This is a genomic window from Mesobacillus stamsii, from assembly GCF_030814065.1.
Lineage (GTDB): Bacteria > Bacillota > Bacilli > Bacillales > Cytobacillaceae > Mesobacillus > Mesobacillus stamsii.
In genome coordinates, this window is record NZ_JAUSUN010000001.1 from 262,614 (window position 1) to 286,072 (window position 23,459).

General features: G+C 42.1%; 26 protein-coding genes and 2 pseudogenes. 1 reads left to right on the forward strand and 27 read right to left on the reverse strand.

Annotated elements, in window-relative coordinates; genetic code table 11:
- Positions 1-8: 8 nt before the first annotated feature.
- The 21 genes and pseudogenes from aroH to J2S25_RS01510 form a co-directional block, all read right to left on the reverse strand.
- Positions 9-365 (reverse strand): chorismate mutase, encoded by a 357-nt coding sequence (gene aroH / locus J2S25_RS01410; protein WP_044393510.1) that lies wholly within the window; start codon positions 363-365, stop codon positions 9-11.
- Complete coding sequence (aroB, locus tag J2S25_RS01415) at positions 358-1,452, reverse strand: 3-dehydroquinate synthase (protein WP_307191021.1); 1,095 nt, start codon at positions 1,450-1,452, stop codon at positions 358-360. Before aroB ends, aroH begins: the two co-directional genes overlap by 8 nt.
- Positions 1,452-2,624 (reverse strand): chorismate synthase, encoded by a 1,173-nt coding sequence (aroC, locus tag J2S25_RS01420; protein WP_044393490.1) that lies wholly within the window; start codon positions 2,622-2,624, stop codon positions 1,452-1,454. The genes aroB and aroC overlap by 1 nt, the downstream gene beginning before the upstream one ends.
- Positions 2,625-2,816: 192 nt before the next feature.
- Positions 2,817-3,590 carry a CheR family methyltransferase gene (locus J2S25_RS01425; RefSeq protein WP_044393491.1) on the reverse strand — a complete coding sequence of 258 codons (774 nt, stop codon included), beginning with the start codon at positions 3,588-3,590 and terminating at the stop codon, positions 2,817-2,819.
- Positions 3,591-3,743: 153 nt separating this feature from the next.
- Positions 3,744-4,190 (reverse strand): nucleoside-diphosphate kinase, encoded by a 447-nt coding sequence (gene ndk / locus J2S25_RS01430; protein ID WP_044393493.1) that lies wholly within the window; start codon positions 4,188-4,190, stop codon positions 3,744-3,746.
- Positions 4,191-4,280: 90 nt separating this feature from the next.
- On the reverse strand, positions 4,281-5,243 hold the full coding sequence (gene hepT, locus J2S25_RS01435; protein WP_044393511.1) for a heptaprenyl diphosphate synthase component II: 963 nt from the start codon (positions 5,241-5,243) through the stop codon (positions 4,281-4,283).
- 207 nt (positions 5,244-5,450) lie between these two features.
- Complete coding sequence (locus J2S25_RS01440; protein ID WP_044393495.1) at positions 5,451-6,152, reverse strand: demethylmenaquinone methyltransferase; 702 nt, start codon at positions 6,150-6,152, stop codon at positions 5,451-5,453.
- Positions 6,153-6,156: 4 nt separating this feature from the next.
- Positions 6,157-6,993, reverse strand: a complete 837-nt coding sequence (locus J2S25_RS01445; protein ID WP_307191022.1) for a heptaprenyl diphosphate synthase component 1 — start codon at positions 6,991-6,993, stop codon at positions 6,157-6,159.
- A 219-nt stretch (positions 6,994-7,212) separates the two neighbouring features.
- On the reverse strand, positions 7,213-7,446 hold the full coding sequence (gene mtrB / locus J2S25_RS01450) for a trp RNA-binding attenuation protein MtrB (RefSeq protein ID WP_044393499.1): 234 nt from the start codon (positions 7,444-7,446) through the stop codon (positions 7,213-7,215).
- A 139-nt stretch (positions 7,447-7,585) separates the two neighbouring features.
- Positions 7,586-8,152 (reverse strand): GTP cyclohydrolase I FolE, encoded by a 567-nt coding sequence (gene folE, locus J2S25_RS01455; RefSeq protein ID WP_044393501.1) that lies wholly within the window; start codon positions 8,150-8,152, stop codon positions 7,586-7,588.
- A 186-nt stretch (positions 8,153-8,338) separates the two neighbouring features.
- Positions 8,339-8,611, reverse strand: a complete 273-nt coding sequence (gene hbs / locus J2S25_RS01460) for a non-specific DNA-binding protein Hbs (protein ID WP_044393505.1) — start codon at positions 8,609-8,611, stop codon at positions 8,339-8,341.
- A 412-nt stretch (positions 8,612-9,023) separates the two neighbouring features.
- Positions 9,024-9,671: pseudogene (locus J2S25_RS01465) on the reverse strand (RNA-guided endonuclease InsQ/TnpB family protein); the annotation flags it as partial.
- A pseudogene (gene tnpA / locus J2S25_RS01470) lies at positions 9,662-9,961 on the reverse strand (IS200/IS605 family transposase); the annotation flags it as partial. The pseudogenes J2S25_RS01465 and tnpA, both read right to left, overlap by 10 nt.
- 214 nt (positions 9,962-10,175) lie before the next feature.
- Positions 10,176-11,654 carry a stage IV sporulation protein A gene (gene spoIVA / locus J2S25_RS01475; protein ID WP_044395844.1) on the reverse strand — a complete coding sequence of 493 codons (1,479 nt, stop codon included), beginning with the start codon at positions 11,652-11,654 and terminating at the stop codon, positions 10,176-10,178.
- A 258-nt stretch (positions 11,655-11,912) separates the two neighbouring features.
- Positions 11,913-12,623: a YphF family lipoprotein gene (locus J2S25_RS01480; RefSeq protein ID WP_307191023.1), complete on the reverse strand. Its 711-nt coding sequence runs from the start codon at positions 12,621-12,623 to the stop codon at positions 11,913-11,915.
- Positions 12,624-12,650: 27 nt separating this feature from the next.
- The gene (locus tag J2S25_RS01485; RefSeq protein ID WP_044395840.1) at positions 12,651-12,851 is read right to left on the reverse strand and encodes a DUF2768 domain-containing protein; all 201 of its coding nucleotides are present in this window, start codon (positions 12,849-12,851) and stop codon (positions 12,651-12,653) included.
- A 239-nt stretch (positions 12,852-13,090) separates the two neighbouring features.
- On the reverse strand, positions 13,091-14,137 hold the full coding sequence (locus J2S25_RS01490; RefSeq protein WP_307191024.1) for an NAD(P)H-dependent glycerol-3-phosphate dehydrogenase: 1,047 nt from the start codon (positions 14,135-14,137) through the stop codon (positions 13,091-13,093).
- Between the two features lie 19 nt (positions 14,138-14,156).
- Positions 14,157-15,467, reverse strand: coding sequence for a ribosome biogenesis GTPase Der (der, locus tag J2S25_RS01495; protein WP_044395849.1), 1,311 nt, complete (start codon positions 15,465-15,467; stop codon positions 14,157-14,159).
- A 796-nt stretch (positions 15,468-16,263) separates the two neighbouring features.
- Entirely contained in the window at positions 16,264-16,449 is a 186-nt protein-coding gene (locus tag J2S25_RS01500; protein WP_044395837.1) for a capping complex subunit for YIEGIA, read from the reverse strand.
- On the reverse strand, positions 16,446-17,339 hold the full coding sequence (locus J2S25_RS01505) for a YIEGIA family protein (protein WP_044395835.1): 894 nt from the start codon (positions 17,337-17,339) through the stop codon (positions 16,446-16,448). Before J2S25_RS01505 ends, J2S25_RS01500 begins: the two co-directional genes overlap by 4 nt.
- Positions 17,336-17,947, reverse strand: coding sequence for a YphA family membrane protein (locus J2S25_RS01510; protein WP_307191025.1), 612 nt, complete (start codon positions 17,945-17,947; stop codon positions 17,336-17,338). Before J2S25_RS01510 ends, J2S25_RS01505 begins: the two co-directional genes overlap by 4 nt.
- A gap of 206 nt (positions 17,948-18,153) precedes the next feature.
- Here J2S25_RS01510 and J2S25_RS01515 point away from each other — a divergent pair, with 206 nt between their 5' ends.
- Positions 18,154-18,297: a YpzI family protein gene (locus J2S25_RS01515; RefSeq protein WP_084221892.1), complete on the forward strand. Its 144-nt coding sequence runs from the start codon at positions 18,154-18,156 to the stop codon at positions 18,295-18,297.
- A gap of 489 nt (positions 18,298-18,786) precedes the next feature.
- Here J2S25_RS01515 and fni read toward each other — a convergent pair whose 3' ends face one another.
- From fni to J2S25_RS01545, 6 genes are all read right to left on the reverse strand, one after another.
- Positions 18,787-19,860 (reverse strand): type 2 isopentenyl-diphosphate Delta-isomerase, encoded by a 1,074-nt coding sequence (fni, locus tag J2S25_RS01520; protein ID WP_307191026.1) that lies wholly within the window; start codon positions 19,858-19,860, stop codon positions 18,787-18,789.
- Positions 19,860-20,999, reverse strand: coding sequence for a 30S ribosomal protein S1 (gene rpsA, locus J2S25_RS01525; protein WP_307191027.1), 1,140 nt, complete (start codon positions 20,997-20,999; stop codon positions 19,860-19,862). The genes fni and rpsA overlap by 1 nt, the downstream gene beginning before the upstream one ends.
- A gap of 153 nt (positions 21,000-21,152) precedes the next feature.
- The gene (locus J2S25_RS01530; RefSeq protein ID WP_044395536.1) at positions 21,153-21,734 is read right to left on the reverse strand and encodes a lysophospholipid acyltransferase family protein; all 582 of its coding nucleotides are present in this window, start codon (positions 21,732-21,734) and stop codon (positions 21,153-21,155) included.
- A 2-nt stretch (positions 21,735-21,736) separates the two neighbouring features.
- Positions 21,737-22,411 carry a (d)CMP kinase gene (cmk, locus tag J2S25_RS01535; protein WP_307191028.1) on the reverse strand — a complete coding sequence of 225 codons (675 nt, stop codon included), beginning with the start codon at positions 22,409-22,411 and terminating at the stop codon, positions 21,737-21,739.
- A gap of 98 nt (positions 22,412-22,509) precedes the next feature.
- Positions 22,510-22,695 (reverse strand): YpfB family protein, encoded by a 186-nt coding sequence (locus J2S25_RS01540; RefSeq protein ID WP_307191029.1) that lies wholly within the window; start codon positions 22,693-22,695, stop codon positions 22,510-22,512.
- 65 nt (positions 22,696-22,760) lie between these two features.
- Positions 22,761-23,420 carry a flagellar brake protein gene (locus J2S25_RS01545; protein WP_044395540.1) on the reverse strand — a complete coding sequence of 220 codons (660 nt, stop codon included), beginning with the start codon at positions 23,418-23,420 and terminating at the stop codon, positions 22,761-22,763.
- Between the last annotated feature and the right edge of the window lie 39 nt (positions 23,421-23,459).

A 23,459-nucleotide genomic window follows, 5' to 3' on the forward strand; every position in this document is an offset into this window, starting at 1 on the left:
TTAAAAAATCATAAATCTGGTCTCAGACCAGCAGCTCCCTCAAGATAAATATGCTTGATTTCATGTTGCTTTTCATCTGTTTGAAAATGGATCATCACCCTGATGCACATTGGAAGCGAGCCAGAGACGGCTAATTCCTTCATGCACATGACAGGTACATATGTCCAGCCGTCTAGATTCCTTAATGCCTTTGCCGGGAAGGCTGCATCGATATCATCCGTAGCAGAGATAAATATGGAAGCAACTTGTTCGGGATCCATCTGATTGGAAGTGATCATTTCTTTTAACAATCTTTCTGTAGTATAAATCACTTCCTGCTCCTCATTGCGTCTTGCCGTGATGGCTCCTCTTACTCCCCTAATCATCATGCCCAACCTCCTCTTCGAATTTCTTTAGATAAGCCGTCAATTTTTTTTCATCTATTTCCATAAGTACAGGCTTGCCGATTTTTTCTAAAAGAACATAGCGAATTGTCCCGCCCACTGACTTTTTATCCTGTTTCATTTTTTCGATCAGCCGCTCTCGGTCCAGCCCCTCTGGAATGGAAGTTTTGTACCCGAGTTTCTTTAGCCATAGCTGAAATCCCTCTAAATGAAATTCGAGCCCAAGCAACTCCTTGCTTAATCCTAGGGCAAAAAGCATTCCGCAGGCGACGGCCTCGCCATGCGTGACCTTCCCATATCCGGCCTCTGCTTCGATTGCGTGACCGAGCGTATGACCGAAATTCAAAAAGGCACGAATCCCTTTTTCCTTTTCATCCTTCGCAACAAATGACCCTTTAATCGATATACCTGTTGTCAAGAAATCTAGCATCTCGGTTTCTGTTATGGCATCGAGTGAATAGATTTGTTCCCTTAGCCGATCATAAAAAGTTTCATCGCTAATCAGAGAGTGCTTGATCACCTCTGCAAAACCTGAACGCACTTCACGCTCCGGGAGTGTCTTCAAATAATCAAGATCATAAATCACAGCTTCTGGCTGATGGAACGCTCCGATCATATTCTTCCCTAGCGGGTGATTAACGGCCACTTTCCCTCCTACGGCACTGTCATGGGCAAGAATCGTCGTTGGAACTTGTATGAACCGAATTCCTCGCATATAGGTTGCAGCGACAAAACCCGCCAGATCTCCTACGGCGCCCCCACCAAAGGAAATGATCAGCGATTTCCGGTCTAGTTTATTTTCAAGAGCAGCAGAAAGACAATCATAGTATACAGGGAATGTTTTCGCTTGTTCCCCTGAAGGTACGATTTTAACAATGATCCGACTAAGCCCAGCCGACTTCTGAAAAGAATCGAGATGAAGCTTCGCGACTGTTTCGTCAGTAATTACCATGACGGAAGTATAATTGTCTGCTTCCTTTTGGATGAACTCGTACAAGAGGTGAATCGCACCTCCCCCTACAAAGACGGGATAAGAATTGGTACTCGTAACGATTTTTAGCTGTTGCATTAAAAATCCCTCGCAGTCCTTCTTTGTTCCTCGATGGTTGCTTTCAGCGTGTCAAACCGGTCAGCGTAGAACTGATCAACCAAAGCAGAAGCGAGCTCCCATGCTACAACATTTTCACAAACGACTGCAGCTGCCGGAACTGCGCAAGCATCTGAGCGTTCTATGCTAGCCGAAAAAGGTTCTTTCGAGTCGATATCAACACTCAATAACGGCTTATAAAGAGTTGGAATTGGTTTCATGACTCCTCGGACGACGATTGGCATTCCGGTTGTCATTCCGCCTTCAAATCCGCCAAGTCGGTTCGTTTTTCGGAAATAGCCGCGGCCTTCTTCCCAGGCAATTTCATCATGAACCTGGCTTCCTGGCTTCCTGGCTGCTTCAAAACCTATGCCGATTTCAACCCCTTTAAAAGCATTGATGCTCATAATTGCTGCAGCAAGCTTCCCATCAAGCTTGCGGTCGTAATGCACATAACTGCCGACCCCAGCAGGCATTCCTTCTGCAATGACTTCCACGACTCCACCGATGGTATCGCCATTTTTCTTTGCCTCATCAATCGCTGCCATCATTTCCTTTCCAGCAGCGGTGTCGAAGCAACGAACTGGAGATTCTTCGGTAACTTCTCTAAGCTCTTCTAATGAGGAATAGCTCAGATTCTGCGCTTTCACTCCGCCAATTTCCACCACATGAGCAACAAGCTCCACACCTAAGAGCGATAGCAGCTTTTTAGCCGCTGCACCTGCTGCAACTCTCACAGTCGTTTCCCTTGCAGAGGAACGTTCAAGTACATTTCTCATATCGCGATGTCCATACTTGATTGCTCCATTTAAATCTGCATGACCTGGTCTTGGTCTGGAAATCTTTCTTTTTACAGCTTCCGAGGAAGGATCATCCAGCGGTTCCTGTCCCATGATGCCGGTCCAATGTTTCCAGTCATTGTTTTCAACGACTAGAGCGATAGGAGATCCTAGCGTTTGTCCATGCCTGATACCTGCAGTAATTTGGACCTCGTCTTTTTCAATTTGCATCCGTCTGCCGCGGCCATAGCCCTTTTGCCTGCGCGCAAGCTCGTTGTTTATATCTTCTGCAATCAACGGCATTCCTGCTGGCATTCCTTCAATTATTGTCGTTAATTGCGGTCCATGTGATTCACCTGCTGTTAAATATCTCATATACTTTCCCCCTTCAACTCGCTAAAGGATTTGTTTTACTATATCACACAGTTTTCAATAAATAAATTAAAAATTTCGATCCATGTATGATTATGTATCAATCCTAGTAAAGATTGGAGCCATTTTATCATGAAACTCTTTCTCTCGCAAAAAACGATAATCGATCACACTGTCTTCTTTCGGTTACCTGCGTTATTTTTTTCTGTAAAAAAAGGTATCCGCAGTCTCAAAGCCGTATGTACCGGGATTGAAAATCTGTTCTGTGCTGCCAACAAATAAAATACCACCCTGCTTTAACGCCGAGCTGAATTTTTGATAGATACTATCCTTTGCCTCTTCGGTAAAATAAATGAGCACATTTCGGCAGACGATTAAATCGAATGGACCGTTATAGCGGTCGGCGAGCAGGTTTTGCTTTTCAAACTGAACCGCCTTCTGTATCTCTTCGGTAATTGTATAATAGGTGCCATCCTTCCTGAAAAATTTGTCAACCATTTCCTTTGGCGCTTCATTTAGTGCCCTTTCAGAATAAACTCCAAGCCTTGCTTTCGCCAAGACGTTTTCGTCAATATCCGTCGCAAGTATTTGGATCCTTGGCAAGGGAAGATGCTTGGAAAGCACCATCCCCAGCGTGTATGGCTCTTCTCCTGTTGAACAGGCAGCACTCCAGATTTTTGGAGTCGGATTTTTGCTCAACAATTCAGGAAGGATTGTTCGATCCAAAACATCCCACCTTTTTGCATTTCTGTAAAACTCGGAAACATTGATAGTCATCCTGTCGAGAAATTCATTCAATAGCTGATTGTCTTTGTCGAGTGCTTGATAGAATTCTTGGAAAGAGGCAAAGCCTTTCTTTTGATAGAGAGAGGTTAATCTCCGCTTCATCTGGGCTTCTTTATAGAGTGAAAGATTAATACCCGTCTTCTGGTAGATTTTCCGTGTAAAGAGTTCGTAATCCTGCTGCATTTGATTGCTCCTTCTCGTTACTAATAAAACCGAACAGTTTCATTATAACGAAAATTTCTGAGATTCGTGCACCATTTTTCAGCTCGCACTTTAGGCAGTCGCAGTTGGAGTATTCAAAAGGACACTTGCTCATAGCAAGTGTCCTGGGATCGTCTAGTATATCCACTCGTTGATTAATTTGCTGTGTTCTGCCAATTCTTCTTGTTTAAAAAATAGTCCCATTTCACGTGCTGCACTTTCAGGTGAGTCTGAACCGTGAATAATGTTCTTACCTACTGTTACGCCGAAGTCTCCGCGAATTGTTCCAGGAGCAGCATCCTTTGGATTGGTAGCACCCATCATCTGGCGTGCAGTTGCGATTACATTCTCGCCCTGCCATACCATCGCAAACACTGGACCAGAGGTAATGAAATCTACCAATTCGCCGAAAAATGGCCGTTCTTTGTGCTCGCCATAATGCTCTTCAGCAAGTTCTCTTGGAATGTTCATAAGCTTTGCACCAACTAGCTGAAAGCCTTTCTTTTCAAAGCGGGTAACAACCTCACCGATCAAGTTGCGTTGTACCCCGTCCGGCTTGACCATCAAATACGTCTTCTCCATGTGTTCCACTCCTATTTCTATATGTAAGTGAACCGCTTACAAAAGCAATCCTAAGAAATAGTATCATTTTTTAGAAAAATCCGCAACTTGCTAATAATTGCGTTTTCCAATAAATTTGGCGATGTCACGCAATGACTTTTTCGCCTTGCTTGGCGGAAGTTGTTCAAGGACGGCTAATGCTTTATCTAAATACCGATCGCTAATTTGTAAAGATTTTTCAATCGCGCCTGAGTTTTTGATCAGTTTCAGTACTTCCTCTAAGTCTTCTCTATCCATTCCTTGATGTACATTTCTAACCTTGCTGTTGATGTATTCATCCTGCATGGCATACAGAACGGGAAGCGTGATGTTTCCCTGTAGGAGATCGCCGCCTGAAGGCTTTCCCAGCTCTTTTTCTGTCCCTGTAAAGTCGAGAACATCATCCGTGATTTGAAAGGACATCCCTACATAGTATCCAAACTTATACAATTTACGATGTTCCTCTACCGGTACTCCGGCCACAACAGCGCCAAGCTGACAGCTAGCAGCAATCAAAAGCGCAGTCTTCCTCTTTATCCTGAGCAGATAATTGCGCAGGTTTTGAGTGAAATCATATTTATCTTTTATTTGTTCAATTTCGCCAATGCTCAATTCAACGATGGTATCTGAAAGAATCTGGTGAGCCATCGGATTGTTAATTTCGGTCATTAACTCAAGTGCTCTTGCAAAAATATAATCGCCAGTGTACATGGCAATCCTATTATCCCATTTCGCCTTGATCGTCGGCTGACCTCTCCGCAATTCAGCATCGTCAATCACATCATCGTGTACGAGTGATGCCATATGGATGAGTTCGAGAGAGACCGCAACATCTTTGATTACATTGATATCATAATCGCCTAATTTTGCCCCGAGAAGCACGAAAACAGGCCTGATTCGTTTTCCTCCGGCTTTAAGCAAATGCAAGCTTGCCTGTCTGAGCAGAAGGGCATCAGCCTGAATTGACTCTTCCAATTCTCTTTCTATTAATGCCAAATCAGCATGTAAATATGTATATAACAGCGTCATCTTCATTATTATCCACCCAGCTTTTGCATTCTCGATCTCCAATATTGCGAATTTCACATCCAAATGTTCCATTTCACAGACAGGAGGCTTCTTTTATTCCGGCTTATTAATGTCCAGGCAAATAGTTTTCCGTTTTTTTTAAAACAACAGAGATAAAAACAGGCTGACCTTCCTTGCCTAGCAATTCAAAAAGGACAGCCAGAGTACATCTGATTATTTTCGGCCTATATGAACAGCAGCTACACCGCCGCTGTACGGTTTATATTCTACGTTTTCAAAACCAGCTGCCGTGAACATCTCTGCCAGTTCTTTCATTCCGGGAAAGTCTTTCGCAGATTCCTGTAGCCAGGAATATTCATCATAGCTTTTTGCAAACAATTTTCCAAACAACGGCATGATGAACCGGAAGTATATTCGGTATGCTTGTTTAAATCCTGGCATGGTCGGCTGGGAAGTTTCCAGGCATACCGCTATTCCGCCCGGTTTAAGAACTCGATGCATTTCACGCAGAACTTGATTGTAATCAGGGACATTTCTCAAACCGAACCCGATTGTGACATAATCGAAGCTATTATCATCAAATGGGAGTTCCATCGCGTTTCCATGAATCAAGTTTGCCTGGTTAAGGTGCCGAGATTTTATTTTTTCTTCCCCGATTTTCAGCATATTTTTGCTGAAATCAAGACCTGTTACTTGACCATCCCTTCCAACCGCTTCTGCAAGAGCAATTGTCCAGTCAGCCGTACCACAGCAAACATCTAAGGCGGAAGCCCCTTTTGGGACACTCATCTTTTTCATTGTGTCATTTCGCCATTTTATATGTTGCTGGAAGCTAATAACAGAATTCATTTGATCGTAATTTTGATAGATTTTTTCAAACACACCATGAACACGTTCTTCTTTCGATTGCTGCATTGCTTTACCCTTCTTCCGCGAAATTTTTAGACATCCGTTGAAACTGCCCGGCAGTAAGGTCTAACCGTTCCAGCAGCAAGCTGTTTACCCCTGAAAGCTGTTTCGAAGCTATTTTTATTTTCGTCATGGAAAATTCGATGTATTTTGTACAGATGGACAAAAGGTATTTTTGCTGCTCCGTAGAAAGCGATGCATTCTTTTGATCTGTTTTTGGCAAGGCAATCTTCTTTAGCGCATTAAACAAGAGGGAATTTCCAGTTTTCAGAAAGACTGTTTCTTCAAAAAGCAGCCTTTTGACAAAAAGCCAATTAGAGGCGAATTCATACCATTCTGACGCTTGATAATAAGCAGTAATCTTTCCAAAAAGCGAAGATTCGATCAGTTTTACGCTTTCCATCAATTGATCGATTGCGATTGAATCTTTCTGATACAGGGATATTTTATGTTCATTCACTTCTTTTACACCTGATGCCAATAATTTGATCATATCAATATCTTCAAGGTCCGCAAGCAACTTATAATACAGACCGCTGTAATAAATACCGGCAAGAACCGTCAATTGACGGTTCTTATATCTTTCATCCTCTTTACCTGGCAGGGAATTGCTTACATGCTCATGGGTATCAAGGGCGATCTGCAGGAGCATGGCTGTCAGAGTATAGCTGACTGCTCTTTGCTGATTTTCTTCTTCCTGCTCAAGCAATGAAATGAGCAACAAGAGTCGATCATCATCGATATAAGGAGCTTCTACATGTTTTTTTAAATAAGGATGTGCAAGTTTTTCTAAAAGAAGCTCCTTGGTGCTGTTTAATTTATTTTGTAAATCTAGCAAATGAATCACCCTTGTTCCCCTTATTTATTCAACTGCCAGCAGCGGGCATGATTTGATGTAACCCAAGAATTAGCAAACATAAAAAGTATGATTCCTTTTCATGAACATTGTAAAGCAGTGACAATTATATCACAAAAGATAAAAACTTGGGGATGATAATATAAATTAAACACAATTTGCGAAAAATCGATTATGATTTTGTAACAAAATAGTTGGTTTTAAAACGCCTTACTTTTTCTCGCTTTCCATTTCTCCAAAAGGTGTCATAATCTTTGCGTGACCTCTAATTTTAATCGCTGAAGTGTGTTCTGTAAACTGTGCAATCATTACTTCACCTTGATCCAGCTTTTCTGAATGATGGAACCGAGTGTCTGTACCTCTCGTAAGTCCAATTACGTTCACTCCATCCTCAATTGCTTTAATTACAACATAATCTGGGTTAACTGTTTGTTTTTTTTCCATTTTTTATCCCCCTCATGAAAAATAGAACGAGACTTGCTTTTGACGATTTACGATAAAACAAAAGGCTAAAAGAGTTTCTTTCAGCCTTTAGGATCTTCCATAGATTTTGTGATAAACGGCTTTTATTGCGGTTAATTTATTAGTCCTTGATTAAAGAAAGAATTTCAGCTCTTGCGTTAACATCCTCCGCTAAATTCCCTCTCACCGCAGAGGTAACTGTTTTAGAGCCAGGTTTTTTGACTCCCCTCATCGTCATGCACATATGTTCTGCTTCCACCACGACCATGACACCATGGGGATCCAGCTTTTCCATAATCGCATTAGCAATGGTTGACGTGATCCTCTCCTGCAGTTGCGGTCGCCTTGCCACTGCTTCAACAGCCCTTGCCAGCTTGCTGAGTCCGGTGACCTTGCCGCCTTTTGGAATATAGGCGACATGAGCCTTTCCAAAAAATGGAACAAGATGATGCTCACACATAGAGTAAAAGGGGATATCCTTCACAAGGACTAGTTCCTCATGGTCCTCGCCAAAAATGGTTTCGAAGTATTCTTTTGGATCTTGGTTCATACCCGAGAAAACTTCCTCATACATCCTCGCTACCCGCTTGGGGGTATCCAGCAGGCCTTCCCTATCAGGGTCTTCACCGATTGCTTCTAATATTAAACGTACCGCTTCTTCAATTTGGGCACGATTGACGTTTGACATCTGCGCTTCCTCCTATTGGTCCCTCAACTCATTATAATCCTGTTTTGTCTTCCCTATTTGATTATAATATTTTCATCTTAGCATAACCAAATCAAAGCAAGCAAAACTTTATGATTTTGATACGTAAAAAAGGCCGCGAACAGGTCGCGGCCTTTGTTTAGCATACGCTCAGTGCGTCGTATGTAATTATTTCACTGCATCCTTAAGTGCTTTACCTGGTTTGAAAGCAGGCACCTTGCTTGCAGAGATTTCGATTTCATCTCCAGTTTGTGGGTTGCGTCCTTTACGGGCTGCGCGCTCACGAACCTCAAAGTTACCAAAACCAATTAACTGTACTTTGTCCCCATCTTTTAACGCATTTAAGATTGAATCAAAAACAGCTTCAACAGCTTTTGTTGCGTCCTTCTTTGAAAGCTCACTAGCTTCTGCAACTGCATTGATAAGTTCTGTTTTGTTCATGCCATTCACCTCCTCCCAAAGAGTCCCATTACTGTTCAGAAATTAAGCGTCTTACATCATTTCTAAACAAAACAGATGAATTGTATACGTTGTTTATAGATTTTATTTATCAATCGATGATAAATTCAACCAAAATCGCTTGAACCCCTATAAAATAAGGCTTTTTAAGCGACAACGCTAATTCTGTTAAAAGATTATCATAATGCTTACCTCTTATCAAGATAATTTCAAGAAATAATGGGAATCTTTTCTTCTTTGAAACATATTTGTAATAAGTTACCCTTCGTGAACTACTCCCACCACTTACCACCCTTACAGGTCGCTTGAAGTGGGGGCTTCTCGACTTATCGTTGCTTTTCCTAGCCAACGAAAACTGACCGAGCTAACCCTCTTGTTCCAAGAGTTTTTGTTTCTATGCTAACGCTAATAATCTTAATCCTTCCTTTTTGATGTTGATAGCTGAATTGTAGTCACGATCTGCCACGTAACCACATGAACAATGGTAGGTACGTTCAGCTAGCGACATAGGCTTTTCTGCACCACAACAAGAACATTTTTTAGTGGAAGGAAACCACTTATCAATTTTCACCATCTGTTTCCCTTGTTCTTTTAGCTTGTACGCTAAGAAAGTGGTGAACATGCCCCAACCATTGTCGTGAACGCTTTTTCCAAAGTGAAGGGCTTGTGACATTCCTTTCATGTTCAAGTCTTCTATCACCACAGCATCAAAATTAGAAGCTAATTCTTTTGATTTGTGGTGGAGAAAGTTCTTCCGTTGATTGGCTGTCTTTTCTTGTATTCCAGCCACTTTCAAGCGCTGTTTTTCCCAGCGTCCAGAACCTTTCTTTCTGCTAGACAAGATACGCTGTTCTTTTGCTAATTTGTCTAATGATTGTCGATAGAAACGTGGGTAATTGGCTTTCTTACCCTGTTCACTTTCCACATATAGACCATCCATAGCAAAATCTAGTCCAACAACTTTCTGAATGGACACTGGTTTAATTTCTTTCTCGTATTCTGTCAAAATCGAAAGATAGTATTTACCTGATTTTCTTTCCGTAGCTTTTTTTTGATATGCGGCAAATCTCTCTTTATCAATCGAGAACTTGCACTCTTATAAACATTGATGAACTTTGATCATTCAGAGTTTGGATGTACTTTGAATAAGATGTGAATAGGGTCTTTATCATGATTCCATTCCACTAAAGAATACTTACTTCCAATCTCAGTGAACATCTCTTTTGCAAAATCAGATATTTCACTGTCAAACACTTGTTTGCGGTATTTTACAACTAGTACAAGATGATATTACATCAAGAATACTGAATGATTATTACTGTCTAATTTCATTGATAAATCAATCCTTTATTCTATCTAAGTCTAATTATACCCAAACCTTTGGCTAAAGCCAACCGAAATTCATCTCCCACCTACTCATGGGCTTTAGCCCTTCCCATTCCTTGAGGATGGGAGACTTCTTTCGGAAATCCGTTAAAAGGATCTAAACTCATCCTTACTAGAGAACAATGTGCAAAAAACAAAAAGACTCCAAAAAGGAGTCAAATTACAGGATAATTGCTATTAGACCACCAGAACCCTCGTTGATGATTCTTTCCAGTGTCTCTTTTAATTTATATCTGGCATTTTCAGGCATAAGGCTCAATTTAGCCGAAATTCCTTCTCTGACAATCGAGCTCAGACTTCTGCCGAAAATGTCTGAATTCCAGATTGAGAGTGGATCATCCTCAAAATCCTGCATAAGATAGCGGACAAGCTCTTCGCTTTGTTTCTCTGTGCCGATAATTGGCGAGAATTCAGACTCCACATCCACTTTAATCATATGAATAGAAGGAGCAACTGCTCGTAAGCGAACGCCGAAACGCGCTCCCTGACGGATGATTTCTGGCTCTTCTAGGCTCATGTCTGTTAAGGAAGGCGATGCGATTCCGTATCCTGTCTGTTTAACCATTTTAAGAGCATCCGAAATTTGGTCGAACTCGGTCTTAGCATATGCGAATTCCTGCATTAGTTCCAGCAAGTGGTCTTTGCCTCGAATCTCCACTCCAACGATCTCTTTGAGAATCTCATCATAAAGATCATCAGGAGCATAAAGGTCGATCTCAGCTATCCCCTGGCCCATTTCAATACCTGCAAGGCCTGCCCGCTCAATGTATTCAAAATCACTGAATTGCTGGACAACTCTGTCTACATCGCGCAGCCTTTTTATATCCTTCACTGTCTCTTTGACAGCTTCCTGGTAGCTCTCACGCAGCCAGTGATTCTCCCGGAGCACCATTACCCAGCTTGGCAGGTTGACGTTTACCTCCAGTACTGGGAATTCATATAGCGCTTCCCTCATGACGCTTAAAACATCTGATTCGCGCATGCTTTCCACGCTCATTGCCAGCACCGGGATATCGTATTTATCTGCCAATTGAGCGCGCAATGTTTCTGTATTTGGGTGATAGGGCTGAGCACTGTTCACCACCATAATGAATGGTTTCCCAACTTCCTTGAGCTCTTCAATCACTCGTTCTTCCGCTTCAATATAATCCTGTCTAGGAATCTCCCCAATTGTCCCATCCGTCGTGATGACGACACCAAGTGTAGAATGCTCCTGAATAACCTTCCTAGTTCCAATTTCAGCTGCTTCATGGAAAGGGATCGGTTCTTCATACCAAGGTGTATTGATCATCCTCGGACCATTCTCATCTTCATACCCTTTCGCTCCAGGAACTGTATACCCAACACAATCTACCAGCCGGATATTCACATCTAGCCCTTCATCCACATGCACGGATGCCGCCTGGTTAGGCACGAATTTAGGTTCGGTCGTCATAATCGTTTTACCTGCAGCACTTTGCGGCAGCTCATCAAGCGCCCTCGCCCTATCAGCCTCATTATTGATATTAGGTAAAACCACCAGCTCCATAAATTTTTTTATAAACGTGGATTTTCCAGTGCGCACCGCACCTACAACCCCCAGATAGATATCGCCGCCAGTTCTCTCGGCGATATCCTTAAAAATATCTACCTTTTCCAAGTGATCCCCTCCCGATCATAGAGTTAGTGGGAATAAATTCATCCAAATTTGTAATCTGGGACAATATATATCTATGATGTTGTCCTATATTGATATGACATTTTTTTATTTTTTTACCTCCTTATTTTTGAATTAACAAAGGAAGTTTTAGTCATATTGATTAAAAATAACCAAAACAACCTAAAAAGATAGCTGATATCTTTTTATAGACAAAAAACCCTGCTTCTATAAATATATTTTATAGAAGCAGGGTTATGACTATTTTGCTAAAAAGACTGGTTCATTGGTCGCTTTATCAACAGTATAAGGGAGAGAATATGCCGGCACGAACATAGAATTCTCAACAAGTATCCAGCGGATATCCTCCCCTTCCTTGAGTCCTTTATCAGAGGATTTCATAGCTTTATAGAGGTCGCTTCGATAATCCACATAGATTTCCCCTTCTGTCGACAGGACAAAGTGCAAGTTATCGGTTGTAAAGGGGCTTTCAACAACTGGCTCTTTCTTATAACCAATCTTTTTAAAGTCGATACTATACACATTTTCAGCTATTTGATCTTTGAATGGAGGGTAGCCATTGGCTTCCATCCGCATTTTAATTTCTCGGATCGTATCTGCTACTCTCAGGTCAAGCAATTTGACGGTCGGATTTGTTTCTGCATCCACCAGGACATACTGAAAAAGACCGCCGCTTTCAAATGCATTCCCCGGTGTTTCCGCAATAAATTGGGGGACAATTTTCTTAAAATCGATCGGATATTTTTGATAAATCGGTGTTTTCGCATCTCTTGTCTTGATTGGCAGCAATCCGCTACTGGCCTGCTGATATTGGTCAACTGCTGACTGGACACTGTCCAGTTGGTCCTTATAGGGCACCTGATTCTGGATATAATTTTCTTCTGGGTACATACAGCCAGTCAATGCAAGCAGTACAACCATGACTGGCAGAAAAAATCGATATTTTTTCATTTAATCCAATCCTTACTTCTATGTATTTTACTCGTTCGTCGGTCCGCTGAAAACAACGAGAATCATAATAATACCTGCCAAAATCATCAACATATAAGCAAGCACTGCCGTGGCAATCTTTAAAAATCCTGTGAACTTATATCGGCTAAAATAAATGGCTATAAGGGACAAAATCATACTGCCCATACCAATGAATGAAATATACATCTTGACTAATCCGGGTGACAACTGAATCCCTCCCTTTTTTCGAACAGTATTATATCATAACCTAGCATTTCAGATCGCTGATTAAGCAAAAAAAAGCTGAAGTAAAGAAGGGGCGGTCAACTTCACTCCAGCTATATGACTAAATACCCGATCACCCAGTTCAAACCACCAGTTTGTTTCGTTGCATCTTATGCAAACCTCGCTTGAATCGCATCCTCGAATGCCTATGTTGAAGTCATTATGCGAAAGAAATTTTTAGCTTATTTTCTCCCACCGAGAATATCTGTCAAATCTTCCATCTCATGTGTTTTTTCCCGTGACATCAAACCATCGACAGCATCCTTTGGATTGACATTGTTAAATAAGACATGATAAAGAGCATTGGTAATGGGCATTTTGACTTCAAATTTTTGTGCTAGTTGATAGGCAGCTTTGGTCGTACGCACACCTTCAACGACCATCCCCATATTTTCCAGAACTTCATCGAGATTTTGCCCCTTGCCAAGCATATTGCCAGCCCGCCAGTTCCGAGAATGGATGCTTGTACATGTAACGATTAAGTCTCCAATTCCAGTCAAGCCGGAAAATGTTAAAGGACTTGCCCCCATTTTTACACCAAGACGAGCTATTTCAGCAAGTCCTCTCGTAATCAGGGCAGCCTTTGCATTATCTCCGTACCCAAGCCCATCGGATATCCCCGCCGCTAGCGCTATGATATTTTTCAGCGCACCGCCTATTTCAACTCCTATTAAATCAGGATTTGTATACACCCTGAAGTGATTATTGATGAAAAGATCCTGAACTTTTTCCGCCTCGTCCATCTTTTTAGACGAGACAGTAACAGTCGTAGGATGGCGCAAGCTTACCTCCTCCGCATGGCTTGGTCCAGAGAGAACAACAACGCTTTCCAAAAGTTTCTCAGGCATTTCTTCTTCAATCATTTCCGAAATACGAAGCAGGGAATCAGGCTCGATTCCTTTGCTGACATGAACGATGATGACTGATTCAGAGGTACTCTCCATCATTTTTCTGATGACCTCGCGGATGGCTTTTGTTGGCACTGCCATAATCACCATTTTCATTCCGTCCAATGCGGCATGAAGGGAAGAGTAACCCATGACGGAGGAAGGCAAGGTAATTCCAGGAAGATATTTCTTGTTCGTATGGTTTTGATTGATTTCTTCAATTTGTGCAAAATTATGCCCCCATAGCCGGACCTCATGCCCATTGTCAGCCAAGACCATCGCTAACGCTGTTCCCCAGCTGCCTGCACCGAGGACTGCGACTTTCTCCCTCTTCCTATCCATTAAAACCACAACCTTTAGCTTATTTTCTTTGTCTTGAAAAAATCTTGATTGGTGTACCTGTAAAATCAAAGGCATCACGTATCCTGTTTTCTAGGAAACGTTCATAAGAAAAATGCATTAATTCTGGCTCATTGACAAAGACAACAAAAGTAGGGGGTTTTACCGACACCTGTGTTGCGTAATAAATTTTCAATCTCTTTCCTTTGTCTGTAGGAGTTGGATTCATCGCTATAGCATCCATGATCACTTCATTAAGGATGTTTGTCTGCACTCTCATTGAATGATTCTCACTTGCTAAATCGATCATCGGCATCAAAGTGTGGATTCGCTTCTTCGTTATCGCTGACAGGAATACGATCGGAGCATAGCTCAGGAATTGGAAATGAGCACGGATTTTCTTCTCGAATTCTTTCATCGTTTTTTCATCTTTTTCAATGGCATCCCATTTGTTTACCACTATGATTACAGCACGACCGGCTTCCTCTGCATAGCCTGCGATGTGTTTATCTTGCTCAATGATTCCTTCTTCGGCATTAATGACTACGAGCACGACATCGGATCGTTCAATCGCTCGTAAAGCTCTTAGAACGCTATACTTTTCAGTTGTTTCGTACACTTTTCCCTTTTTTCGCATTCCGGCTGTATCGATAATGACGTATTTTTGACCTTCATACGTAACCTGAGAATCAATAGCATCTCTAGTTGTCCCGGCAATATCACTAACAATGACGCGATCTTCTCCGAGAATCGCGTTCACCAGAGAGGACTTTCCTACATTCGGTCTTCCGATTAAGGAAAATTTGATCGTATCTTTATCATATTCGTCTCCCTTAGCAGCTGGAAAATGTTTCGCCGCCTCATCGAGTAAATCACCGAGACCAAGACCGTGGGAGCCAGATATTGGAAAAGGTTCCCCAAACCCAAGAGTATAAAAGTCGTAGATCATCGTCCTCATTTCCGGGTTGTCGATTTTATTGACTGCCAAGACGACTGGCTTGTTCGAACGATACAAAATTTTTGCCACTTCTTCATCCGCAGCAGTCACGCCTTCTCTGCCATTTACAAGGAAGATGATCACATCTGCCTCATCAATCGCAATTTCTGCCTGCTGGCGGATCTGCTCCAAAAACGGCTCGTCCCCTAAATCAATTCCGCCAGTATCAATAATATTAAAATCATGTGTCAGCCATTCAGCTGAACTGTATATACGATCCCTCGTTACTCCAGGAATATCTTCAACGATCGAAATACGTTCACCAACGATTCGATTAAAAATCGTAGACTTGCCGACATTCGGACGCCCAACGATCGCAATCACTGGTTTCGCCATGAATATCACCCTTTCCATTTCCTTTTCATGCGGGTCATTTGACCTCGCAATAACAATGCCAACTTGCTCAATCCTTTTGTCATTCACCATCACCCCTGTTGCAGCAATCAACCTAGATGACGTTTATAAGAAAAGCGCAAGCGCCTTGGTCAGCCCCGACAAGCGCTGCCCGCCTAGAACGCTACGTCCTGTGGCTGGCGGGTCTAGCACATCCTGTGCCTCGGAGGTCCGCCCATTGAAGTCGTTCTTTGACTTCAATGGGCGGACCGAAACCGAAAAGTATAGCCGACTGCCCAGAAACGCAGAAACTGGAGACTACACCAGAAGAAGCGCTTTTTGCTTCTGCCGGTGTAGTTGAAGTTTCGGAGTTTCTAGGAGGCGACACTAGACAATTAGAAATGCGAAGGCGACTGTTCAACTCCGACAAGCGCTGGAGGGCCTGACAGTGAAGTCGTTCTTTGACTTCATTGGCAGGACCGAAGCGTCTCGAGGAGTTAGGAGCCGCAGCTAGACAAGCGACTCGAGGGGCTAGGAGTCTGTCCGACGGAGTGAAATCCACGTATTTTTATTCAAAATGAATGTTTTTATACAATAAAACGGATGAATAGGAAGCATTCTCACATAATTATACGCTAAAAATTTTTATTGGACAGACTCATAGGCGCTGGATCTAGACAATTCTCAAAGTGAATTTTATACTTTCTTATTCTTTAAAAGAAACCCTTCTTATTACAGAAGGGTCTGGCTTAATCAGTTTATCAAAAGATGCTGTAAACAAGCAATGAAAACATTTTTATCAGTGTTTCACAATAATATATAAATCCTCAGAAAGTGCATGGGCGATTCCATCAAGGATTGCTTCCAGATTAGCAGCAACCTGCTCCATTTCTTTCTTTGAATCGCAGTGGAAAACAGCTGTTCCAGAAGGGATTTTTTTAGGATTGGTCGTAATGGCTGCAAGAATAAATTTCTCGAGCATCATGAAGCATCACTCCCTTCTTTTTTCTTTTTCTCAGAAGGCATCCTTATTGCATTCTCCAATGTTGGCACATCCCCAATAACAGTTATTGCCCTTTCGATATCCCGTTCCTGTGGCAGAACAAACACTCCAACTCTGCCATCATCAAGATCCCTCTTTGCCAGTGGTACAAGTGCAGGCGTCCCAGAATCGCGATACACCCCAAGTGCGGTGGATAAATCGTACAGTACTGCCTGCCTCTGGCCAAGATTTGCGATGGTGGACCGCGCATTCATATTTTTTGGTTTTAAAATAAAACCCATCCCATAACGAAGAACTTCTTTTTGTCGTTCCGGGAGACCGATGTTCATGATATAAATATTATCCAGATACAACCCTGCTCCATCAAATCTTGGTTCTGCATATTCGATCTCGACAATATCCTTCAGCTTTCCGCCCGCCATTAACTTTTTGGAAATCAGCATCGCCAAAATTGCAGCGATGATTCCTGCCCATATATTAAAGATCAGATAGGCAAGCGTGCTGACCAGCGAAGTGAAGATCACCAGATAATTTCGGCTTTCAAACGCGATCGCAATTCCCTCGATATATGTTTTTCCACGCGAAACAAGTTCATAGCCATCAAGTTCTGTTAAAGTGTTTCTTTCCATGTTTCTCACTTCTCTGAACTGCGAGGCAGCAAGCGTCAAAAACGTAATTGCCGTAAATTCCTCTTCCATGATTGCCGGTCCTGCTACTGTGCCAAGTCCTGCAGCAATGAATCCGAGCGCTATATGAATGATTTTCCCATGCAAATAGGTAGGATATTGGCGGTAGTCTGTCCGCAGCATCAGCAGCCTGGACATTGTGCCAATAGCAATCCCAAAAGCAATTGGTAACGTATATTCATTCATGAAGTCTTCTGTTCCTCCCCTTCTGCTTCCTTTACTGTAGCTTTCGACATAATTGAAATGAGTGCCTCAACAGCTGACCAGGCGATTAGCATTCCAGAGGAAATAAATAGGATATCCATAAAGGTCATCGAAGCAACTTCATATGGAAAATGAAATTTCCATAAAACAGCCGAAAATAGGAAATCACCCGCCAAAAAACCTGTTATTAGGGCAAGCATTCGATCACGTTTTTCATTGTGCAGCAAGATCGCCAAATAAAAACCCACAGCGCCTAACATAAATTTTCGGTCAAATAATACCCAGACGGGATCAAATAATTCGAACATCAGAAAACTTGTATAGGCAAGCATAATGATGAAGGAAGTTAAAAATAAGTACAGGAATGTACGAGTTTTTTTCCGTCTTGTTTCGAGAAAAATAAATCCGGCGATTACGAAAGCGGACAAGTGAAACTGAAAAAACAAAAAATCATCCTTATAAGGTGCAGCGATAATGACAGTTAACAGATAAATGGCCCATTTCCGCCTATAAGGATGCTTCTTATCCATGAAGAAAGTAATCAAAACCCATCCGCTCCAGGCAAGCCAATAAAAGTAAACACCATTCATTCAATCCCTCCTATCCTTTCCAGTATGGTAATTTGTTATGTAATTTAATCTTTATTGAATAAGATTTTTTTGCCTGCACCATGTTAAGAAAAGCAGTATTTTTCAAATTGCAGGCAAATCGCGCTGAACCGAACACGATGAATGTCCGATAACATGGCCACCACTGCTGAAATTTTTTCTGGATTCCTTTTAGAGGAGGTGATTAGATGAGCCAAGACAGACAGGAAAGGAAACTAAAGAAAAGCGGAAAGGTAGAATCTGACCGCGACCAGGCACTGCACTATCCTGGAGCGACAAAAATGCAAAGTCCTGAAGAAGCTCGAACTTTGAATGACGGAAAGTATAGCTAGGGTAACTGCAAAAAAACCGGGCAAAAACCGCCCGGTCCTTTTTTGGGTTTGGCTGATAATCGATTTCCACTTCAGACACTCGCTTTCTGCGGGGCAACAGGTGAGCCTCTCCTCGCTTCGTTCAAAACTTTCCGATAGCAACCGAACCGCGCCTATCATAATTTCACCCCAAACCATCACAGGATCGGTTTTTTTGATAAGAACATAGAACCTGTCAAAATAACGGGGCTTTCTTGACACCTTTTCGCTCTACACCCTCAAACCTGTCAAAATAAATTTGTCCAGCACTAGCACATAGCCCAACGCTTAGGCAAGCCGTTTGCCGCTAACTCCTCGAGACGTTTTTCGCCTTCGTGTCTATTAACAAAAAAGATTCGTTTCAGAATATTTGGCTCCATGCCTCAATTTTCCCTAAATTACAAAAAAAGGTAAACATATAAATTCTGATATTACAAAAAAAACCCTCTACTGCGTGGTAGAGGGCCTTCTCTATTTCAAGTCTCTTCTTTGAGCGAATGCTTTAGTATCGATTCCTCTTTGACTAAGCCAATGATGTGTTTCTCCTGAAATGACAATAGGAACATGGTGAAGTTCCTCGATCGTTTGTACCCCTACGGCCGTCATAAGGATGGCAATCTCTTCTTTTATGTTAGAAATTTCTTTGATCAAGCCCTCTGTTCCTTGCTCTAGCAAAGTTTTCAGCAAGTATCCTGCCATCGCAGCCGCAGCAGCTCCTGAGGCTAGTCCTTTCACGATATCAAAGCTTGTCTGGATACCTCCTGAAGCAATTACAGTCATGTCCTGAACGGCAGACTTCGCTTCCATTATAGATGCTACAGAAGGAATCCCCCAATCTTCAAAAAAAGTGAGCAACCGCTCCCTCCGTTTATTTTCGATTTTCGCGAAGTTCGTTCCGCCAAACCCGCCAATATCAAGATAACGAACCCCATGTGCATAAAGTTTCGCTGCAGTCTCTGAGCTAACGCCAAATCCCACTTCTTTGACAATTACAGGCACACCGATGTTTTCTACAATTTCCGCGATTCTCGCTAATGCACCGCTAAAGTATCTGTCTCCCTCGGGCATTGTTAATTCCTGGACAACATTTAAATGTATTTGCAGACCATCCGCTCGAATCATTTCGACCGCAGCTTTCGCCTGCTCAAGCGTTGCTTCACTTCCTAGATTGGCAAGCAAGATACCACCAGGGTGCATTTCCCTGACAATTTCATAAGTCCTTCGCTCCTCCGGATTTCTTAAGGCTGACATTTGCGAGCCAACAGCAATAGCCGTCCCTGTCTCTCTTGCGGCGATCGCCAAATCCCGGTTGATTCGGAAGGTCCGTTCTCCGCCGCCTCCAGTCATTGCATTGATAAAAATTGGCGAACTTAAAGAAAGTTCGCCAATTTCAGTTTGCAATTTAACTGAATCAAAATTCATTTCCGGCAGGCTTTGGTTTACAAACTTAATATCGTCAAAGCCAGATAGCCGCTTCTGTCCCATTTCTAGGGCATATTGAATATGGTCCCATTTCCTTTTAGATCTTGACAAATCGATCACCATTATTGTTTAAGATTCTTTAGTTTGTCTCCAATCATATCCCCAAGACTGAAACCTTTATTTTCTTCAGGAAGTTCATAAGAAAAAGCTTCATTGTTCCCTCTTTCCTCGAACTCCTTCATGCTGAGTGATACTCGTTGGTCTTCTTTGTTAACATCCAGGACTTTTACCTTTACAGTCTGCCCTTCCTTGAGAACTTCATGTGGTGTTCCGATGTGTTTATGTGAAATTTGCGAAATATGCACCAAGCCTTCTACACCTGGGAATATTTCGACAAACGCACCATAAGAAACCAAACGTTTGACCGTACCCTCAAGAATGCTGCCCTTTGATGCTTTTTCCTCAATATCAGCCCATGGTCCTGGCAGTGTTTCTTTAATGGAAAGGGAGATTCGCTCATTGTCACGGTCCACGCTCAAGACCTTAACCTGCACCTGCTGTCCTTCCTGAACAACATCAGATGGTTTTTCTACATGCTCATGGGAGAGCTGTGAAATATGCACCAAGCCGTCCACTCCACCAATATCAACGAACGCACCAAAGTCCGTTATCCTTTGAACAGTACCTTCCAATACCTGTCCTGGTTGGATGGAAGCAAGCAGATCCTGTTTTTTCTTTCCTTGCTCTTCCTCCACAACCGCGCGATGCGAAAGGATCAGCCGGTTTTTCTCCTTGTCAAGCTCAACAATCTTGAAGCTTATCGTTTTCCCTTTATAATCCGAGAAATCCTCTACAAAATGTGATTCAACCAAGGATGCTGGCACAAATCCGCGGACACCAAGATCGACAACCAAACCGCCTTTTACAACATCTTTCACTTCAGCATCGAATACTTCTCCGCTTTCAAATTTTCCAATTAGATGTTCCCATGCTTTCTCGGCGTCCACTTTTCTTTTCGAAAGAATTAAAGCTTCTTCCTCTACCTTTTGGACTTCGAGTTCAAGTTCATCTCCGATCGAAACCGCGTCTTCTGCTTTTTCCACATGAAGGCTTGATAACTCACTGATTGGAATAATTCCATCAAGTTTGCTTCCATCAATATCTACCAATACCTGTTTTTCTTCCACTTTTGTTACGGTACCCGTCACACGGTCTCCAGCCTTAAAATTCTTTACTTCTACTTGGTTCATATCTTCTGACATATGTACTCCTCCTTAATCCATCACTGCTGGCAAATAGGAAAAGTGATGCTTCCACCACTTAAAAAACACCTTAACTAGTACTTAGTGAAAATTCGAAAAATATCTCTTCTTACTAACTTCTTACAAATAGCCATTTTTGTCAAGCATGAAACCTTAGTTATATTGGTTGATTAGTTTCTGAATTTCTCCCATGATCAAATCAGTCGTCTGTTCGGCATTTAATTTTTTTGCTTTAATGGGTGCCATATCCATTGGTTTGCCATAGACCACCTTTAATTTATTGAATGGTTTGTATGGACCGATCACCGCACACGGCACAACATATGCATCGGAACGGAGGGCAAAGAAGCCCGCTCCAGCAAGACCTTTGCCCAATTTCCCTGTCTTGCTTCTTGTTCCCTCTGGAAATAAACCTAAAACCTTGCCATCCTTTAAAATCCCAAGACCCTTCCTTAACGCTTCCCTGTCACTCATTCCTCTTTTAACTGGAAAAGCATTCAAGTGTGGTAAGATTTTTCCAAGGATAGGAACCGAGAATAACTCCTCTTTTGCCATGAAATAGACCGGTCGCGGGGCAGTAATGCCAACAACCGGTGGATCAAGATTGTCTATGTGATTGGAACACAGCAGGATGCCTCCGTCTGCAGGTATATTTTCCATGCCGATTACCTCAATCCGATAAACTGTTTTTAATGCCGCCTTCACTAAAGACCTTACAAATGAGTAAATTGTCATTTTCATCCGATCCTTTCAAGCGCCAATTCCATTATTTTATCGACTACATCCGGAATCGAAAGCGATGTTGTATCTATTTCCACTGCATCGACCGCCTTTTTTAAAGGGGCCACTTCTCGTTCAGAGTCAATTTTATCCCGTTCGGCGATTTCTTCTTTTAACTTTTCAAAATTGGATGGAAATCCTTTTTGGATGTTTTCGGCATTTCGACGCTGGGCTCTTTCCTCGACACTTGCAAGCAAAAAGACCTTCACTTCGGCATCGGGTAATACATGTGTGCCAATATCCCTGCCATCCATCACTACTCCGCCATTTTTGGCCAAGTCTTGCTGCCGCATGACCATTTCTCTCCTGATCAGTCTATGGACAGCAACGTAAGAAACCTGATTTGTGACCTCTGAACTTCTAATGTCAGTGGTGACCTCGACTCCATCCAGAAGCACTTTCTGTCCCGTTTCACCAGGCAGAAGTTCAATCAATGTATCATTTAAAATTTTAATCAGCTGTGCTTCCTGATCGAGCCTGGCCCCTTTTTGGATTGCTTTGTATGTAAGCGCCCTGTACATAGCACCCGTATCGATGTATAGATATTTTAGTTTTTCAGCTACGATTTTAGCTACCGTGCTTTTGCCTGCTGCGGCAGGCCCGTCGATGGCAATTGAAATTTGCTTCTTCATATTTCCTCCTGGTACGCCTTGTTGATCAATGTGCTACTCTTTTATTTTAACACAAAAATCTTTTCCACTTCATTAAAAATAAGCAAGCTCTCGCCTGCTTATTCTTTGCTGCGGATCAAATTCAGGACTTCTGAATAATTATTCTCTGTAACACCCTCGTACTGCGTAATCTGTTTCAGCTCCGGAAATGCGTCCAGTTTATGAAAAAATATTTGAGCAATGAGGAGAAAAATAATTTGGATGATCGCGATTTTGATTAAAATTCTTTCAAAGGTTTTCATCATTTCTTCGCTCCTGTATCAATGCTAACTATATGTAGTATGGGAGCAAACCGAAACATTTATTCTTTTTAAACAGGCAGTCCTTTTTTCTTCATTTCGAGCTGTCGTTCAAAACAAAATCTTAACAGAACTTGCCTGTCTGTCCCTGAAGAATCAAAAAACTGGACAGAAGCCTTGTTCATAAAACCTGAACCTTCAATGATTCTAACTATCTTTCCGTGGAATTTGCGGTATTCATATTCTCCGTTTTGCATCGGCAAGGCAAACCAGCACAATATCTCCATCCCCTGTTTCAAACTGCTTTTTTTATTGATTAGCAGGGCAGAACCTCCTGCACTGATATCATCAGTGACAGTTGTAAACGGAGGAAATTCTCCTTTTACAGAATGGATTGCCACATCAACGGCAGTTTCCACCCGAACAAATTGCCGTCTCTGGATTTTGATTACATGCTCCTTGCCTGGGCAAGAAATTATGACCATCGGAATAGTTTGCTTGATTCTTCCTTTAACTTCTGTTTGAAAGGTATAGCTCGAACCAGAATCAGTCACAAAATTTGCCTTCAACGGTGTTCCTTCCAACAGGAACACCGTTCTATTTGTGGCCAAATTTACAGGATAATCAATGTACAGGTCGTTTCCTTTTCGATCAACCAATTTGCACTTATATTGTTCATAACTATCGAAAGTCTTATGTTCAAGGATGATATTATCACCAATTTTTATCATTGCTAACCCACTTCCCCATTTTCTGAACAAGCTGATGTT

Coding starts and splice junctions, on each gene's coding strand:
- aroH (WP_044393510.1), bottom strand. CDS start 365: ATGATTAGGGGAGTAAGAGGAGCCATCACGGCAAGACGCAATGAGGAG.
- aroB (WP_307191021.1), bottom strand. CDS start 1,452: ATGCAACAGCTAAAAATCGTTACGAGTACCAATTCTTATCCCGTCTTT.
- aroC (WP_044393490.1), bottom strand. CDS start 2,624: ATGAGATATTTAACAGCAGGTGAATCACATGGACCGCAATTAACGACA.
- J2S25_RS01425 (WP_044393491.1), bottom strand. CDS start 3,590: ATGCAGCAGGATTACGAACTCTTTACACGGAAAATCTACCAGAAGACG.
- ndk (WP_044393493.1), bottom strand. CDS start 4,190: ATGGAGAAGACGTATTTGATGGTCAAGCCGGACGGGGTACAACGCAAC.
- hepT (WP_044393511.1), bottom strand. CDS start 5,243: ATGAAGATGACGCTGTTATATACATATTTACATGCTGATTTGGCATTA.
- J2S25_RS01440 (WP_044393495.1), bottom strand. CDS start 6,152: ATGCAGCAATCGAAAGAAGAACGTGTTCATGGTGTGTTTGAAAAAATC.
- mtrB (WP_044393499.1), bottom strand. CDS start 7,446: ATGGAAAAAAAACAAACAGTTAACCCAGATTATGTTGTAATTAAAGCA.
- folE (WP_044393501.1), bottom strand. CDS start 8,152: ATGTCAAACGTCAATCGTGCCCAAATTGAAGAAGCGGTACGTTTAATA.
- hbs (WP_044393505.1), bottom strand. CDS start 8,611: ATGAACAAAACAGAACTTATCAATGCAGTTGCAGAAGCTAGTGAGCTT.
- J2S25_RS01480 (WP_307191023.1), bottom strand. CDS start 12,623: ATGAAAAAATATCGATTTTTTCTGCCAGTCATGGTTGTACTGCTTGCA.
- J2S25_RS01490 (WP_307191024.1), bottom strand. CDS start 14,137: ATGGATAGGAAGAGGGAGAAAGTCGCAGTCCTCGGTGCAGGCAGCTGG.
- der (WP_044395849.1), bottom strand. CDS start 15,467: ATGGCGAAACCAGTGATTGCGATCGTTGGGCGTCCGAATGTCGGCAAG.
- J2S25_RS01500 (WP_044395837.1), bottom strand. CDS start 16,449: ATGATGCTCGAGAAATTTATTCTTGCAGCCATTACGACCAATCCTAAA.
- J2S25_RS01505 (WP_044395835.1), bottom strand. CDS start 17,339: ATGAATGAATATACGTTACCAATTGCTTTTGGGATTGCTATTGGCACA.
- J2S25_RS01510 (WP_307191025.1), bottom strand. CDS start 17,947: ATGAATGGTGTTTACTTTTATTGGCTTGCCTGGAGCGGATGGGTTTTG.
- J2S25_RS01515 (WP_084221892.1), top strand. CDS start 18,154: ATGAGCCAAGACAGACAGGAAAGGAAACTAAAGAAAAGCGGAAAGGTA.
- fni (WP_307191026.1), bottom strand. CDS start 19,860: ATGGTGATCGATTTGTCAAGATCTAAAAGGAAATGGGACCATATTCAA.
- rpsA (WP_307191027.1), bottom strand. CDS start 20,999: ATGTCAGAAGATATGAACCAAGTAGAAGTAAAGAATTTTAAGGCTGGA.
- J2S25_RS01530 (WP_044395536.1), bottom strand. CDS start 21,734: ATGACAATTTACTCATTTGTAAGGTCTTTAGTGAAGGCGGCATTAAAA.
- cmk (WP_307191028.1), bottom strand. CDS start 22,411: ATGAAGAAGCAAATTTCAATTGCCATCGACGGGCCTGCCGCAGCAGGC.
- J2S25_RS01540 (WP_307191029.1), bottom strand. CDS start 22,695: ATGATGAAAACCTTTGAAAGAATTTTAATCAAAATCGCGATCATCCAA.
- J2S25_RS01545 (WP_044395540.1), bottom strand. CDS start 23,420: ATGATAAAAATTGGTGATAATATCATCCTTGAACATAAGACTTTCGAT.